This is a genomic window from Caballeronia novacaledonica, from assembly GCF_900258035.1.
GTDB classification, from domain to species: domain Bacteria; phylum Pseudomonadota; class Gammaproteobacteria; order Burkholderiales; family Burkholderiaceae; genus Caballeronia; species Caballeronia novacaledonica.
Genome location: NZ_OGTP01000023.1, coordinates 1 through 16,595, shown reverse-complemented (window position 1 = coordinate 16,595; position 16,595 = coordinate 1). Strand labels below are relative to the sequence as shown.

13 protein-coding genes and 1 pseudogene are annotated in these 16,595 nt (G+C 57.3%); 6 read left to right on the top strand and 8 right to left on the bottom strand.

The features are described 5' to 3' along the window. The gene (locus NOV72_RS25290; RefSeq protein ID WP_106857298.1) at window positions 1-1,092 is read left to right on the top strand and encodes a hypothetical protein; all 1,092 of its coding nucleotides are present in this window, start codon (window positions 1-3) and stop codon (window positions 1,090-1,092) included. A 569-nt stretch (window positions 1,093-1,661) separates the two neighbouring features. Continuing rightward, entirely contained in the window at window positions 1,662-3,008 is a 1,347-nt protein-coding gene (locus NOV72_RS25280) for a type II toxin-antitoxin system HipA family toxin (RefSeq protein WP_106857296.1), read from the top strand. Window positions 3,009-3,194: 186 nt separating this feature from the next. Here NOV72_RS25280 and NOV72_RS25275 read toward each other — a convergent pair whose 3' ends face one another. From NOV72_RS25275 to lexA, 3 genes are all read right to left on the bottom strand, one after another. After that, the gene (locus tag NOV72_RS25275) at window positions 3,195-3,614 is read right to left on the bottom strand and encodes an HU family DNA-binding protein (protein WP_106857295.1); all 420 of its coding nucleotides are present in this window, start codon (window positions 3,612-3,614) and stop codon (window positions 3,195-3,197) included. Window positions 3,615-3,823: 209 nt separating this feature from the next. Further along, entirely contained in the window at window positions 3,824-4,210 is a 387-nt protein-coding gene (locus tag NOV72_RS25270; RefSeq protein WP_106857294.1) for a hypothetical protein, read from the bottom strand. Window positions 4,211-5,838: 1,628 nt separating this feature from the next. Next, window positions 5,839-6,414, bottom strand: coding sequence for a transcriptional repressor LexA (gene lexA / locus NOV72_RS25260; protein ID WP_106857292.1), 576 nt, complete (start codon window positions 6,412-6,414; stop codon window positions 5,839-5,841). A gap of 182 nt (window positions 6,415-6,596) precedes the next feature. On the opposite strand from lexA, the gene NOV72_RS25255 reads away from it, so the two are divergent. Next, on the top strand, window positions 6,597-6,911 hold the full coding sequence (locus NOV72_RS25255) for a hypothetical protein (protein ID WP_106857291.1): 315 nt from the start codon (window positions 6,597-6,599) through the stop codon (window positions 6,909-6,911). Window positions 6,912-7,357: 446 nt separating this feature from the next. On the opposite strand, the gene NOV72_RS32085 is transcribed toward NOV72_RS25255, so the two are convergent. After that, on the bottom strand, window positions 7,358-7,606 hold the full coding sequence (locus NOV72_RS32085; protein ID WP_146150043.1) for a hypothetical protein: 249 nt from the start codon (window positions 7,604-7,606) through the stop codon (window positions 7,358-7,360). Window positions 7,607-8,197: 591 nt separating this feature from the next. Here NOV72_RS32085 and NOV72_RS25250 point away from each other — a divergent pair. After that, window positions 8,198-9,799 carry a YncE family protein gene (locus NOV72_RS25250; protein WP_146150042.1) on the top strand — a complete coding sequence of 534 codons (1,602 nt, stop codon included), beginning with the start codon at window positions 8,198-8,200 and terminating at the stop codon, window positions 9,797-9,799. A gap of 289 nt (window positions 9,800-10,088) precedes the next feature. Here NOV72_RS25250 and NOV72_RS25245 read toward each other — a convergent pair whose 3' ends face one another. After that, a complete protein-coding gene (locus NOV72_RS25245) occupies window positions 10,089-10,577 on the bottom strand; it encodes a hypothetical protein (RefSeq protein ID WP_106857289.1) in 489 nt (162 codons plus the stop codon). A gap of 799 nt (window positions 10,578-11,376) precedes the next feature. Further along, the gene (locus NOV72_RS25235) at window positions 11,377-11,991 is read right to left on the bottom strand and encodes a hypothetical protein (protein ID WP_245933147.1); all 615 of its coding nucleotides are present in this window, start codon (window positions 11,989-11,991) and stop codon (window positions 11,377-11,379) included. A gap of 1,249 nt (window positions 11,992-13,240) precedes the next feature. Between NOV72_RS25235 and NOV72_RS25230 the strand changes: the two are divergent. After that, a pseudogene (locus NOV72_RS25230) lies at window positions 13,241-13,378 on the top strand (IS3 family transposase); the annotation flags it as partial. Between the two features lie 199 nt (window positions 13,379-13,577). Further along, window positions 13,578-14,009, top strand: coding sequence for an RDD family protein (locus NOV72_RS25225; RefSeq protein ID WP_106857287.1), 432 nt, complete (start codon window positions 13,578-13,580; stop codon window positions 14,007-14,009). A gap of 246 nt (window positions 14,010-14,255) precedes the next feature. On the opposite strand, the gene NOV72_RS25220 is transcribed toward NOV72_RS25225, so the two are convergent. Both NOV72_RS25220 and NOV72_RS25210 read right to left on the bottom strand, forming a co-directional pair. Further along, window positions 14,256-14,882: a hypothetical protein gene (locus tag NOV72_RS25220; protein ID WP_106857286.1), complete on the bottom strand. Its 627-nt coding sequence runs from the start codon at window positions 14,880-14,882 to the stop codon at window positions 14,256-14,258. A gap of 1,177 nt (window positions 14,883-16,059) precedes the next feature. Further along, entirely contained in the window at window positions 16,060-16,479 is a 420-nt protein-coding gene (locus NOV72_RS25210) for an HU family DNA-binding protein (protein ID WP_106857284.1), read from the bottom strand. Window positions 16,480-16,595: the final 116 nt, after the last annotated feature.

Sequence of the window (16,595 nt, the reverse complement as noted above, 5' to 3'; positions counted from 1 at the left end):
ATGAAAGTTCATCAGCTCGTACGTCGCCTCAGGCGGGCGCCAGACGATGCTACAGTTCTTATGCTGGTCGGCGGCATAGATGCGAGCGACGCAGCAGAAGTCCGCTTCGCAAATTTGCCGAGGCGCGCCTGGATACACGAGCGACATCATCGCGAGGACGGCACCGCCGAGGACCGCTATTACCCACAATCTTATGGGCCGAGCACGGACTTCAATGATGCGACGGATGAGTCTTGGACGGAGCCAGTGGTAGTGTTGGTCGCAGATAGGGAGAACCTCCAACTTTTACTGTCGGAGACTGCGGGGTCCGGCAAGCTAGACCTCGAGGCAATCAAAGCCGAGGCGCTTGAATGGCGTCGAGCAATGTTGAAGTACGGCGAGCTGCTTCGCGAGGATGCGTTTCGCGAAAAACTAGGTGTGAGTGAGAGGCGCTTCGCCTCCTTGGTCGCCGATGAAAGCGTGTTCGCGCTCGACGTCGACGGTATGGACGCCTATCCAGCGATACTCTGCTCCGGGCGACTTCGACTGAAGCGCTTATGGAAAGTCGCGCGGATTCTTGCTCCAGCGTTGCCTGACCAACGTTTCGATTTTCTGACGTCGAAGAGCGGCGCGCTTGGAAACCGCGTCCCTATCGACATGCTGGAGAGCGATTCTGACTATCGAAAGCTCCGAGCCTTCGCCAAAGGGTGGGTCGCAGAATTTTCCCGCACATTTGTCAAAGTTTATGACGCCGCGCATCCAAAAGGGGTGCCATATATCGAGCCGATTTACTCCAGCGCAACCGAGGTCGACCCTAGGCGTCCGCTATGGAAGCGCGCACTCGGTGCCGTCCGTGCGCCAGGCTATCGGTTTCCGCATGAGGTCCCGCGCTGCCCGCCGACGGTGCAAATCGTCGTCGAGCGCCACACTGCCGGTCTTGGCTCCGTGGAGTCTGAGGCCAAAATAGTCTGCGACATTGACGAGAGAGACATACGGGTTACGGTAACGCTAGAGGGCAAACTTCCGTTAGCCATCAAGGTTGGCACGCCGAGCAGGAATCCGACCGTGGTTGAAGTGGCTGAAGTTGTTTTCACTGCGCTCGCGAGACAGTAGCGCAGCAGTCACATGAACGGGCGTTCCCTTGCATTGATTTCCCGGGCGTGTGAACCGAAGCGTTCTGGATTGGGACCGTGCACTCTGACCGACCCCCTGTCGGTCCGCGAGACGCGGTACGAGTGTGACATATGGACAAGAGAGTAGACGACCTTTCGGATACTGACGAGCCTGACGAAATGCGCCGCGTTCGACGAGCGCGGCGACGACTTGCTCATAGGAAAATGCCGTTGGCCAAGACGGAGTTCTGCCGTCGCGCCGGTATCTCCCGACACGTACTCAGCAGGCGAGAGATGCGCGGAACAATTTTCGCCGTCAACGTCGGCCGTCTATCTTACTATCCCGCCATTCTCGCGCGCACAGACCGGAACCGGTCGCGACTGGCGCGTGTTGTTCGCTCGATGAAAGCAATGGACGACAGCTGGGGTACGTACTTTGAGCTTGCCTACGAGTTCGAGAGCCTAGGGAATAAGACACTTCCGATGGTGTTGCGGCGAGGGAACGGCTTACGCGCTGCGATGAAATACGCGCGAGCCCTCGCTGGTGACTGATAGCACGCTCCTGATGCCATGACAGCCAAAGATTCTTATCTGCACGTGTTTGCAAACGTGGAAGCAAAATGGACGCATTGCGGCGAGCTAGCGCTGCTCGAGGACGGCAGCGAGTTGCTTTCATCCTCGTTCAGATATGACGCAAGATATACTGACTCTCCCGGCGCCTTCGCGCTCGACCCGGTCAGCCTCTCTTTCGAAAGGGCGAAGGCTTCGTCTGGAAAACCGGTTCGTCCAACCTATCGCCATTCGCAGTTCGGAGCCATTCGGGACGCATCTCCCGACGCCTGGGGAAGGCGCGTCATTGAGGTAAAGCTGCGGGCGCCTGCAAACAGTCTTCCCGAATCGGTGTATCTGCTTCACGCCGGCAGTGAGCGGGTCGGCGCGCTCGATGTTCGGAGCGATGCGGCAGACCGTTTGGAAGAGGGTGCCGGCCGTCTTGAAGACCTAGGCGAACTGATGGAAGCGGCGGCATGTATTGAGGCAGGAGTGCCGGTGCGCAAACGCAACGCGCCCATCTTCGCTTGCGGGTCAGGTTTGGGAGGGGCTCCTCCGAAGCTCAGCGTACGTGACGAAGACAGCGTTGTGTGGGTTGCGAATCTACCCAGCCAAGGCGACCGCTTCGACGTGGCGGCGGTGGAAGCGGCCACGTTGAACATGGCGACGGATGCTGGCCTGCGCGTTCCGAATGTCCGAACCATTTCGCTGGATGAGCACCGAGTCATGCATATCGAGCGGTTCGACCGGAGGTGGTCCGAGGCACGCGAGCCCAAGGTTAACGCAGCGGCGCATGCCCGCAAGAGCGGCGGCCACGCGCGTCCCGAGCTTCGCGTACCGTTCATTAGCGCGCTCACGCTCCTAGGTCGCGACGAGTTCGAGTCTCGGACGCAATCCTATGCCGGACTTGCTTCGGCCATTTGGGAGCACTGCGACCGTAACGTGGTTCGTCGTGACCTCGCGAAACTCTTCGAGCGCATGGTCTTCAATATATTTGTGACCAATCTCGATGACCACTTGCGTAATCACGGCTTCATCTACGACTTCGCACTCCCTGGCTGGCGTCTCAGTCCGCTCTACGATGTTCTACCGAGCCCATCGTATGCATTCGAGCGACACCTGCATCTAGGAGTGGGAGAAGAAGGCAAGTTGGCAACGCTCGACAACGCTGTAAGCCGCTGCGATGCCTTTGGAATCAGCGAAAGCGAGGCATGCATGTTGATTGGGCTGATGTGGGACGTGGTCAAGGATTGGCGGTCGCTGTTCGCCGAGGACGGTGTCGCGGAAAAGGATATGGACTACGTCTCGACCGCCATCCGGCACATCGACGACATCTCCACAGAGGAGCTTCGGCGCTGGATTACGTGATGACTTGACAGGTTGCTGCAACAACACGATGAGTTTGAGGACGACCGAAAGAGCGTTTCTTCGAGGCGAGTTCGAACACAAGCGCGCTGAAGGTGTGTCGTCTACCGAGTTCCAGGCTGCTTGAGCTAACCAGACTAACGAAAAAAGCCCGCGTGAAGCGGGCTTCTTCAACGACAGGCTTTTACTTTAGGCTGCCGCGTCCTTCAGCTTCTTCAGCGCACGGACCTTCAACCGCACCGTCGCCGGCTTGGCATCAAACCAGCGCTCCTCACCCGTGAACGGGTCTTTGCCGAAGCGCCGCTTCTTTGCTTCCACCTTCTGGACGTTGATTTTCAGCAGGCCCGAAAGCGTGAACTCGCCGAGGCCCTTCTTGTGCACTGAACCCAGAATCGTGTCCTCGAGCGCGGCGAGGATTGCCTTCGCCTGCTTCGGCTCGACACCAGCTTGCGCAGCCACATGAGTGACCAGCGACGCCTTGGTGAACGTGTCTTTCACCGGCTTAAGTGTTGCGCCAGCGGCCGCTGCTTTCTTTGCCGGAGCGGCCTTCTTGGCTGCCAGTTTGGTCACAGCTTTCTTGGCGGCAGGTTTTGCGGTCTTCGTTGCCATTTGCGTCCTCTTCGTCGTAGATTGAAAGACGCTTAGGACGTAGCACCCCGGAGCGTCAAGCGCTAGGCACATGCGACGTCGTAAGCTGTCGGCTAGCGTAGCAACGGTTCAAACGGATGGCAACAAGGAAACCCCTTGAAACAAGCGCCTTTCGCGCTATTTGGCCGATTTACAACGTGATACCGTTCGATTGTCTTGCTCAGTCGTCGCTACATCCTCAATTCGTGGAGGATAAGCAACTCGACCGCATCGTCCGCGTAGTCTCGCGGCCAGTTCTCCGCGAGCAGTTCGACTGCAGTCCGAATGCGCTCCATCGCCTCAGAACCGTCGTCGGCTCCGCCATCGTGACTGCCACTCCCACTCACCCCGGCTGCGCCGCTGGCAATTGCTTCCAGAACACCCTGCGCGCAATCAACTCGGTCCAGCGCCCGCCGAAGCCGCTCTCGCATCTCGTCCCTGAGCCCAAGCTCCCGCGCGACCAATTCAACATCGGTCGCCGCATCTGCGAGCAGAACCTCCAAAAGCAGGAACAGCTTTGACGTCAGCTCGGGCGGGCGGTACCGTTCGGTCTTTTTGATTTCGCAAGAGTTATCCATTCAACCGATAGCGAGCGGACTTATACCGCCAGCTATACCGATGCCCGTGCCCGCGGTGTCTTCCATTGGAGCCGCGCATTGAGACGCGCGACGTCTCAATGCGGGACTACATTTTCCGCGAGGCCTGGAACGAGCGCGACGACTCGACGCAGCGAAGGAACCGGGATGAGCGGGTGGCTACGCATCGCGCAATCCCTGCACTTTGGCGCATTTCTAAAAAGACACGGGCGCGTGGCAGAATACGGCGCGCGGTAAACGATTCGGTGTGGGACGCAAACCTGGGAGAAAACGTTTGTTAAGGAGCTTCATTCTCAGCGCGCTTCTGACGATAGCTGCTATGGCGTTCGCCGGTCAGCATTACGTCGAAGTCTGGAACCCATCCGAGGCTCATGGCTCGGTATCGCCGAACACTGCGCGCGAACACAAGTCGCCAAAAAAGCGCCAGGCGACTGCGAAGCGAATGTCGATGCGCGGGAAACAGCGCGGCCTAATGAAGTCGGTAGCGGCACCGTTGCCAGCATCGGCCGCTACCGAACGCCGCGTTCCGACGTTCGATGACATCCCTCGCAGAAAGACGCCTCAAGGAGATGTCTTGCGCGTGCACGGCGACGTGACGCAGGTGCACGTCCAACGTTGACGACAGTTCGATGTTTGCAAACGCGTAAGAGAAAGGAACTCCACCGGTTAGTCAGGCGGCGGCTGTGTCCGGGACGTGCACACGCCAGGCCGGTTGGGCTTATCCTTGATGTCCTCGCGCCGCGTCTAGAGCGCGGCACTTAGCCTTTCTTCCGCTCTCAAGCTCATAGTTCAGTCGGGCCGTTCGCTAGACATGTATGGGTCAAATCGCAGATTCGTCGGCCCACTAGAGAGAACAACGACGCGCTCGGACACCTGCTTTACTTCGCTGTAAGCATTGTCCCTCTGAGCAGGAGGGCCGGGGTAGCGCACCGAATACTCCCGACCGGCATAACGCCCACTGTCGCACGTCCACGCGTCCCGCGGGATGGCAACCTCGCAGACTTCATCGGCTTCATCGGTGTCTGCATATTCGCCCAAGAAAAGCACACGACTGGTCGGGTCTGCGCCACGCAGTGCATCGATAAGTTCGGCCACAGTCATCATCGTCTCCCGCGGTTCGGTCTGGAATCGGCCGACGAGTGTCTTCCTTTCGGTCCCTGTCTCGCTCAAGCTCAGACAACAACTCGTCGACGTCGCTGAATTCGCCCCTCCTGATTTCGCCTTCGCCGAATTCAAGGATTGCGAGCAATGCTTGCGTCTTTACCTCGATTTGCATGTTGGCAGCAGGGTTAATGTGTCGATGGCGAGCGAGCGAGTTTCAGTCATTGAACGGTATGAACGAGACGCGCCGCGTCTCGCTTGACAAGGATTTGAACGACAAAAGCCTGCGTTCATCGCGGGCTTGTTTCCGAAGACGTTCGTACTGGCCGAAGCAGGATGCCGCGGGTTCAGAAGTACATGACCTTACGGGCGATTTGCTCGAGAAGTCGCAGCTTGGTGGCGTCCGACTTCGAGTCCTGTCGTTGCTTGAAGTCATCCAGATGGATGACAACAGAGCCATGTTGTGGTACCAATATCTGCTTGCCGTGCGGCAGATGGAAACAAAATGCTCATCGTCCATACCTGCGAACAGCACCGACCACCACGCCCACTATCTCCAGTGAACCCTGCGGTCGAATCGGCTGGAAATCCGGATTTGCGGGCTCGAGATAGAAAGCGCCGTCTTTGGCCAGGCAAAGCGTTTTCACGGTCATCTCGCCGTCGACGACCGCGACGACGATGTCGCCAGGCCGTGTCGGCCGGTTCTTTTCGACGACGACAAGGTCACCGTCTAACAGGCCGACATCCCGCATCGACTCGCCCCGAACACGACAGAGGACTGTCCTGTTCGGGTCATCAACGAGATAGTCGTCGATTGTGAGCAACTCCGGGGGCTCTTGTCCTTCCAGCTGTGGGAGACCTGCGCGCACCGCGCCAATAATCGGACGGCCGAAAAAGCGACGCGTGGGCGCGACGCGACCTTCCACTCGCTCTAGATAGCCCGCCTCGGAGAGCCGTTTGATGAGGGCGAAGACACTGCTCGTGCTGGTCAGACCAACGACACCACACAGTTTTGCCATCGCAGGGAAGGCTTGGTTTCTTCTCCAATAGGTGCGAAGAGCGGCGAGGTGAGTCTCATCGTTCATTTATTCGCTCCATCGAATATTTGTTCGAAGCATTGTAACGCATTGGGACGCCTCCAGCATTCGGTTAGGCCAACAACCGAAGTTTCGCCGGAGCCCGCACGCTTGCCGATGGTCCACTTACGGAGTGGGAAACTCCGACGTATCACGAGGGTCCGAGCCTTCATGCACTTGAGGAGGACGCCATGCTTGAATCATCGGGAACCGTTGAGCTTCTCGTCGTCGAGTCCGCCACAGGCGAAGAAGAGCAACTCGTTCTTACGGGAAAAGACTTTCACCCCGAACGCCGGTCGATGCTGGACGACGACGTAATGCGCGATGACGAGGAGAGCGAGTACGTCGCGTACGCCAGCGCGTTAGGTTTCGACTTCAAAGTCGTTGTGACGCCGCCGAACCAGATAGACGTCGAAGATGACGCGGAAGAAATCCGCGTCGAGATAGTCGAGAACAATTTAGAGTTCGTTGAGTCGGACGATGACGAAAACGATGTGGAAGAATAATTGTCCATCTCAGGAGACTGAGGCTGCAAAGCGCGAGGACCGAACAGAGGTGTCGGCCGGAAAAAACTGAGATGCTGAGGAGCCGGTCGCCAGCAGGATTGGCAGAGCGCTTAAGCGAATGAGTCGCTTGCCGCTAACTGGATTGTCAGGATAACTATGAGAACACTGTCAGCGGCAGTGGTCTTACTGGCAGCTTGTACGCCAGGTGGGGACGACGGTTCATGGACCTATGTGACGGACCATCCGGAGAGTCGTACGCGCGAGTTCCAAACGGAGCACATGATTTGCGTGGTTTGGATGCCGAGAGGGCCGGCGACCCGGCTCTCTCGTGCGCGAAGAAGTGAACCGGTAGCGACGCACGAGAGCAGGTCGTCGGTCGGATGACTATGTTCGCACTCGCTCTTGTGACCAAATCGACCTTACGCTGCGGTCGAGAAAGTCACGCCTCATTTATGGCGCGTGCGGGAAGACTGTCTTCCAACTCGACCGCGAAAAATGACGCGTCCACGTGCGCGAAGCGGCGGGGGACCGTCCGAGGTATCGGCGACCAGTGGCTTGCCTCTGCTACCGAAGAAGACGCCGCAGTTGAGGTAGCGAGTTTTCATCTGCACCACAAACACGGCTGCGACACCACCGATTGCCGGCAAGAAAATCAAGCCAGGATTTCTGAGCGCAAATTCGAGCATTGAGGGCATGTCGTGCTCTCCGTCGGAACGATTTTGTTGCTGTGGTCAGTTGCTGCCGTGCGAATTAAGCGAGTTCTCTTGGTCGAGTTCGCGCAAGAAATCGTCAAAGTCGCGAAAGTTGCCTTCCCCTGATTTCAGCTTCACCCATCGCCAAGATTTCGACCAGCGCTTGTGTCTCGCCTTTCGGGTTCACCGCATCCTCCGTTACAGCTCCATTCTGCGCCAATCGTCGATGCTGCCCTAGCGCCTGTACCTGCGAACAGAGCCCGCGTCGGAGAGGCGTTTAATGAGGGCGAAAGGCATTATCGGGCAGTTACCCCTGACAACAGCCGGCTCCGGCGCCGACAATCGTTATCGTGCGCAAACCCCTGCTCCGTAAGCCTCGAGGCTCCTAGGCGAGCGTTGGGGCAAAGGTTTTCGCCTGAAAAGCGCGCATGCCTATTCGTGTCAGCCGTAAGCTAGCGCTTCAGCGCGGCGGCGCCCGACCCCGCAAGCTCAGACATGTCGCATTTTTTATCGCAACGTCGGATGCTAGACACGTCTCGTCCTACCCGGACATGACAACCGCTATCGCGACTCGCTTTCAAGCAGCCGACGAGCGTGCGCAATCACACCGACAAATTGACCGCCGCGGGTTTTCCCGAGGTGAATCCGTCGTTTGAATGCCTACTCTTACGAAAGTTTTCCACGCTGCTGTCCGTGCGCACATCATCGTGTGCTGTTCGAAAAGAAGATGAACAGGAGAAGAAAATGAGGAAGATGTCGTGGTGTTCCTTGCCTGTAAGGGCTGCGCTGAGAGGGCTTCAAACCATCGCGCTGGCCACTGCACTTTGCGGTGCCGCGCACGCCGCACTGGTCTTCAGAGACAGTACGTCGACTCCGTCCATCGCTGTCATCGACAGCACGTCGAACACAGTCACCGGAACGATTGGAAGCCTCGCACAGGGAGGCATGGCGGTCCCCCCAGCAGGCGACAAGCTTGTCACCGTCAGTGGCACAACGTTGTCCATTTTCAGCACGGGCACCAAGGCCCTGCTCAACACAGTCACTCTGAGCAAGTTGGGACACAATCCTGTCATTTCAGCGGACGGTCGATTTGTCTACGTGCTGCTCGACCTGAGCGATGGCGGGTCCAATCTTGGGGTCGTCGACCTGGCCACCAACACGCAAATCAAAGAGATACCGCTGAGCCTGGGTGGAGATGCCGTTGGGCTTTCGAGGACGTTCGATGGCAAGAAAATAATTGTTTTTGACGACAACGGGCCAATACAGGTCCTCGACGCAAACACATTGGCGGTGCTCGCGAGGGTTGCGCCTCCTGGAAACGGCTTAAGCGCAAGCACCACGTCTTCCGTGTCGCCGAACATCTACGTTGCCGATTTCGATGGAAATTTTGGGGTTGTCGATACCTCGAACTATTCCTCTCGCTCGCTCGATATCCCGGCGGTGGTTTCTTTGGCCGCAATGACTGTTTCTGTTGACGAGAAGAGCCTGTTTTTGAGCAGCGGGTTCAACAAATGGGCAATTGTGGACTTGACAACGCTGGCGACGACCGCAAACGGCACTTTTTCGGCCAGCACCACCATTCTGACTACGGCAGTGGCAATTGCACCTACTGCAGATAAAAAGTTCGCCTACTTTCTAGCCAGGGAGATGCTTCGTACGGACCCTCTCCGCCCGAACTCGAGAGTGTATGTCCTGGACCTGGCCTCGAATACATTGCTAGCGACGTCGTTTCCGTTCACCGGCGAGGTTGCGCATCTTGTGACCGCGCCGGTGACCCCGCCCGTTTCGTCAACGAGTTTCGCGAAGTACACGACTGAACTACTTGTCGCGCCGAAACTGAAGGCGTATTCGGTCGCAGCCAGTTTCACGCTTGCGACTTCGGCAGCGGCAATCAGTCCCACGACCCAGAACTTGACGCTCACGATTGGAACGCTAAGCATCACGGTCCCAGCCGGGATGATTAAGCAGCCCAGCCCCAAGATTGGCCTCTATACCTATGACGGGGTCATCAACGGAGAGAAGTTCGGCCTCGTCCTCACGGGGCAGAAGAGCGGACCTTGGGGTCTCGTCGCGGTAGGCAGTCACGCGTTCACCAGTTTAACCACGTCCGTGCCGGTCACGCTGACCATCGAGACGAACACTGGCACAGCGACCATCAAACCGGTGATTGCTTCACAGGTGCTGACGTTGCAGTGACCTCGCACTCGCGCCAAGAGAGTTGCTGAGTTAGACCAGCATTATCGGGCAGTTAGGGGTAACTGTCCGATAATGCCGCTCTTGAAGCAGAAAATCAAAACGCAGCGCAGCTAGCAGTACCTGTATCAACGAAGTTCGTCGTAAAATTAGTTGGGACTCTTCGTCGCGTTGGCTCTTTCGAGTGAGCGGGTGCGCGTTCAAGAGGGGACATTTCAACAGCCTGTTAGAGGACACCTGGGCTAGGGTGCCGAGAGCTTCAGCGCGCGTGAGCGGCGCTCGCCGTTAGAAGCTAGGTCCGCCTCGGGCGGGCGGGTGGCGGCGGCACGTAAAAAGCAAAGTTAGTGCGTGCTTGTAGTGTGGTTGGTTCGAATATCAGAAGTTCGTGAGGCTTCTGTAGGGGAAAGCCCACTTTTGAGAATCCAGCGCTCCCCACGACCGCTTCGACTGTGTGAGTTACCGTGAGTATCCCGTAGTAATTTCCATCTTCCCAAGCACCATCGTGGGCGTCTTCAGATTGCAGCTGCGCTTTGTACAGTCCGTACATTGAGGGATTGTCCGCCTGTTCCAAGATTGCGCTTTCGAGATTTGAAAATTCGAAGCGCCAACCCCACACATCGGAAGAAAATCCGCCTGTGATGTGCTGAGCTGGCACGTACAGGTTGAAATCATTGCGCCGCAAACCCGTGACACCTTTTCCGTCGAGCGTGACGAGAATAGCCGCACGGACCTCGTTGCGCGTATCGTTCACGAACGCACTCACGACAATCTGGAGGTTCATCGCATGCTCCTCTCTCACGACACGTGTGCTTGGCAAAGAGTGGGTCGCAATAGCACGAGAAACAAGGTTTCCACCGACCGCCGGAAATACGGCCCCGGCCCAGGGGAAGCTGGAACCGCTGCGGCTGCGCTGACGAGCTCTCAAAAAGCGAGAATCGACTCATATTTTGGGCTGTGCTCGCGCAGCCCGGAGTTGTTCATCATAAGAAAAAGGAAACGTGCCACGTGAGTGGCCCGTGAATGCGCGAGGTACGGCGTAAGCAGGTTGCTGGGCACTCTAGAGAAGAGTTCCACTGGAAGCATGCCGACAAGTGCAATGACGAGCAAAGTCATCTCACTTCGAGGCACGTTGCACCGTTTGAAAGAACCACCAACCTGACAAAGTATGCGCTGACTACGCGCGAAGCGAACGATGCCGTAGACCGTCAGGAAGTACGCCTCGTATCGAAGCCTGCGAATGAGCTGTCTGTGGCTCTGCAGAAGCGAGAGCCACAAGTAATTTCCTTCGCCACTGCGGTTCATTTGAAGCGCAAACACTTGTCACCGACCATCGAGCGCGCGTACATCGGGTCTGCCTGTTCACGGACACGCTCAGCGTGAAGCAGGAGCACAAGACTCAGAGGTATCTCCGCGAGAACCTCGGGATAGCCATCCTGCAGCTCGCCTTGACCGAGCCTCCGTTGCTTGCATCGAGCGCAAGACAGGTCGTTAGATGCTGATGTAAGCGTCTAAAGGCCGTCCGACGCCTAACGCTGGCGACACGACGTCGGAGGGCCGAACATAAACAATGCTTCGTTCGACTACCACCGCAAGCCGAACACTGAGACCTTCTTCCCCTCAAAGCTCTCTTGCACACCTTGAGAGCAATTCGGCGGACACTTGACGGTGCCGTCCCCGCTCTGGCCTCCTACCGTGAGCGCACGATAGACAACAGATTCGATAACCGTACCGTCGGCGGCAACCACCATGTTCAGGTCCGTCTCGACACCCGCTGGCACGGCACCGCCTGCCTCATAGGTGATTTGCATAATGCCGGTGCAGTCGGAATTAACGGAGTAGCTCCCACTCTGTGCCGGATTGAACGTTGTCTTCCCCCCCTTCGGCAGCCCAGCGATAACGCCAAAATCGGTACGTGTGAAGTGGCCCATGCCGTCGAATGTCACAAGGGCGACGTCGTCGAGTATCGAGGGTGCCGCGTACGGATGGACCGCTCCGTCGTCGCCTATCAAACCAAGAATCACACCGTGGCCAATGAAACTGAATGGCCCTCTCAGCATCTCGTTGGAACAGCGACCGCTACCGCCGGCCTGCGCTGCCCCGCTAAGGGAGAAGAGGGCAACGGCTATTGCCGTTGCAACGCTTAAGTGCTTAATCATCACGGTCACCTTATTGCGAGCAAATTGAGCGCTGAGCATCGCGATTACAGGGAGTCCCTGTGGCCGGATTAAGCACCCAATTCAGGATGAAGTTTAAAAAAAAGGCATAGGGGTTCCTGGCGCTCCTTTCGCGGGCGCCAAAGGGAACAAGCGGTAATCAGGTTAACCGGGCGATTTCGAGGTGCACGGCGAGAACGCCGGTGCCCGGTCGAGGAACGGGAAAACACCAGGCAGTTGTTGTAGCTTGGCAGGCGAACACGCGCAGAAGAGGAAGCGCTAAAGTTCGCAACGTTGTGACTTTGTGAGTCGGTTGCTATGAAAAAGGACGCATAGCAAGCCGAAGTCTAGTGCACGTTTCGCAGGGCTTCCAGATTGTTTCGTTCAGTTTGCGATTGCACGAGCTCGACCCGCGTCACGACATCGGCATCGTTCTTATCGAGGCGGGACCGAGAATCTTGCCCGCGCTGTCGGAGCGCATTTTGCAAACGAACGACCGAACTGCTCACGTAGCTCGGCGTGAAAGTGATGACCGACGAAGCAGTCGCTGAGATAGGCTGGCAGTGACCTGACGGTGTGGGCCGCTGGCATCAAGGCGCCGCCTGTCGTCGGTATCCACGACGGCCTGGCGGTCAGCCGGCTCGGATAGCTCGAAACGCGCCCGACGCGTCGCACCACGCCTGACAACAATGTTGTCGCACTTGGTAATTGCGCCGCCTGTCCGTCGCCAGCCGGCGAAGGTAAGAACGTACCGCCGCATGCATAAGCCGCCCGCCGTCGGGCCCGCTTTTGTTTCGTGCGCGCCGGGCACGCATCGAAGGTCGCGCGTCGCCGGAGTTCAGCAATCGAGGCCTTGGTCCCCTCGGTTCGCTGGGACACCACGGCGCGGTTGGCAATATAACAGGCGGTGTTATCGGCGGGGACATGTTCATCGGAGGGCTGCTAGCGAGATTCATCTACATGTCTCTGCATCGTATGCACATTGCCGCGCTGCACGGCGTTCCCGCATGGGTCGTAAGACCGTCGCTCACTGGCTGCGCGGCGCGACGGTTCAGCGCGTTAAGTTGCACCAGCCGAGGCAGCCGATATGCAACGCGAACTTGCAGATTCAGGCGCTTCCGGCTCCGGGCAACCTCGCGCGGACACGAAGAGCGTCCCATCGGGACCAAATGCCACTCCACTGGGATGAAAGTTGGCGCTGAATAACCCAGGCTTATTGCTGTGGTTCAAAACCCGAATTGGTTGACCTCCTGATTCGTTGAATTTAAACACATTCCCCTCGTCGCTGGGACTCGCCACATTGCAATGGGTGCACTGGTTCAACCATATCCGCTTGCTTGAACCCATCGGATACGTTCCGCCGGCAGAGGCCGAAGAAAACTACAGGCGTACAATCGCCAGCGAGTCCAAGAAAGCTGTTTTTACTTAAATCAGCCTGCCTCCTCGATACACAGGGCGTTTCCCTTGCGGTCTACGGCACGTGGCAGTCGGAGAGCGATGTCCGACATCTTGCCGCGTAGCGGCTGGTCGATATGTCTTACTTCTTGGGTGGGCTTACGACCGTCAGCCGAAATTTCTGCTGACCGAGAACAGGAACACCACGTCGCGCACATAGACTCGCTTTCAAGATGCACAACGCAACGATTGCCCAACGCGGCCGCGCCCTTTTCATTGACTCCATTTGGTGGACGGCAATTTTGCTCTTCGTACCACTGGGGTCACCGACCGATGAGATTTCGCTGTCTCCTGATGGATTTGCGTTGTCGGTCATGCTGTCGCTGTTCGTGGGTCAATGCATACCGATATTGATAACTGGCGTGCTGTGGGCAGTTTGGGGAACTTCTCCTGGAAAGCGCGCCGTACGACTTCAAATCGTCGACGCAGAATCCGGGCAGCCAATGTCGACGAAGCAGGCTGTCTTGCGCACAGTAGGCTACCTGCTTACCTTTGCGATGCTCGGAATCGGATTCGCTTGGGTACTATTCAATCCGCAACGACAGGCTCTTCACGACCGCGTGGCCAGTACAGTCGTGGTCACCCGAGCGCCCGTCAATACTTGAAACGCAGCGTGGATTGTCGCCTTGAGGTGACAGCTCGAAACCGTGCTTAAACCGATTTTGTAGACAGCCCTGAGCGTGTGTAACCGGACCTAGAGGATGAGGCTTGGGTTCAAGCAATCCGGGACAAAGAGAAGCGCACATCATGCGGGCTCTTCCGTTAATGCTCGAAGCAGCTCCCCAGCAACGCAAAAGTGGGCCAGGTGCCGTGGCTCCTTGCCCACTTTTAGAGGCGGCAGACCCTTCCTCTTACCAGACAGTGTCGTCGGTTTTCGGGAATGCCCAACCGTCCCAAAGATGTCTGTCCTCTTGGTCCGAGGCTATAAAAAGCATGTGATTGAGCCTTATCATCAAGGTTTTGCTTCGCAACAGCACTGCCGCGGACACTAAAGCTATGCCTGTATCTTCTGCAATAACGCCACCTGCAACCAATTGAGGGGCCCTGTTCATCACGAACAGAAATGAGTAGTTCCTCAAGACGAGCAGGCGCTCAGAAATTCGTGGGAAATTGGGAAACCAGAAACCGACGCGGTACATCGCAGGGAGCTTGTCACCCGTCCCTTTGTTAAAGCGATATCTGTTTTGGTCGTTCAATGACGTGAAGTCATAGAGTTCCGCTTTTGTATCGTTGACGTCCGGGCTGTTGTTGTTCATCGTGTAAAACGCCAGCTCCTTCGGCTCAACTGCCTTATCAAGCGCATTTCCCTCTGCGTCGGTCACGCTGAACCAGATGGCGCCGCGAAGACCCGTATCGGATAGGTCGTCCTTATTTGGAATCAGCTGCTGTTCGGGCAGGCACTCGATTGCAGCTTGAACTCTCAATCCCTTGGAAGGAAGGGGCTTGAGCCCCGGCGGCGTCGGTAGCTTGGTTACCATGTGAACCTCCTGAGTTGGACGGGGACTCCGGGCGGAGCCAAATGAACGATAGGCGAAATCGAAGTCGCCGCAAGACGACGGTGAGCGCAGACCCACAGAGTGCCTAGGTTCGCGCGCAACTCTTTATTCGCTTACTTCACGCGACGCGAGTCGTTGCCCCAATCACCGAACAGCCGATGTCTCTGGTGAGACCGAATCTCGAGTCTGGCGCACTTGCATTCAGTGCTCGATGAGATTTCGGCCGACTTTGCGGACTCGCGTGCGGTTTGGCCAAAGGTGGCGAACCTGCGTCCATCCGTTCGGCACGTAGTCGTACGCTTGTGGCGCTAGCGGAGCGAAGTCGATTGGTTGGAACTGTCGGAGGTTCTTCACTTTCAACATCATCTCGGACCAATCTTGAACCTGGTCGGAAAAGCGACTCGGTTGCGGCTTCAAGCCGAGTCGTCGGACCTATTGCACGCCCTTATTGGAAGATGTAGCTCGTAGTGCTAATGGGCGAGCCATTTCAGGTAGAGGTCGGCATCTTCGAATACGAACACAACAGTACCGTCACGTTCCCGTCCGCAGACTTCACCTCGATGCGCTCCGGAGCAGTCCCGCTCTCTACCCAATCTTGAAGGGCCACGAAAAGTTCGTCACGACCTGTGCTGGGTTGCGGAAGCGCTACCTTTGAATGGTTAGTCGGCGTATTGGTCAGCGGGTCAATGGAGTCGCTTTGCGTGAACGTTCCCCTACTAACATGCGCAACCCCGGAACGAGGAAGAGACGGTCGCGGGTTTGCAGCGCTGCAACCCCTCCGGCTCGTTTTGCTGCGCGGTTTAAGTAGTTGATAAGACCCATCGTCATGGTGATTGTCGGAGAGGCTTCGATAGGAGAGTACCTTTGCGCCGGCGCCATTGGCGCCTCCCGAAGCAAGCCCGCTCAGGTCGGGGTCGTCCGTATTGATTTTGCTGAACAGCAGTTGCAACTGCTAACCCTTGGACGTATGCGTTCGCAAGACCGGCGTAATCGAGCGTGCTCCGTTTGTTCATCCCACTACCAGCGGGATTTACCAGGTCCGCTTGAGCAACACTGTACAACGACATAATGGAAGGCCATCGCATGGCGCTCGCCTGCGCCACACGACGGATGCAAAAAAACCCGCGCAAAGCGGGCTTCCTGAACGACGTCACTTCACTTACGCCGCGGCGTCTTTCAACTTCTTCAACGCACGCACTTTGAGTTTCACTGTCGCCGGCTTGGCATCAAACCAACGCTCCTGACCCGTGAATGGGTCTTTTCCGAAGCGGCGCTTCTTTGCTTCCACTTTTTGCGCGTTGATTTTGAGCAGGCCGGACAGCGTGAACTCGCCCAAGCCCTTCTTGTTCACAGCACCCAGAATCGTGTCTTCCAGCGCGGCGAGGACTGCCTTCGCCTGCTTCGGCTCGACGCCGGCTTGCGCAGCCACATGAGTGACCAGCGACGCCTTGGTGAACGTGTCTTTCACCGGCTTAAGTGTTGCGCCAGCGGCCGCTGCTTTCTTTGCCGGAGCGGCCTTCTTGGCTGCCACTTTGGTCGCAGCTTTCTTGGCTGCAGGTTTTGCGGTCTTCGTTGCCATGTGCGTCCTCTTCGTCGTAGATTGAAAGACGCTTAGGACGTAGCACCCCGGAGCGTCAAGCGCTAGGCACATGCGACGTCGTAAGCTGTCGGCTAGCGTAGCAACGGTTCAAACGG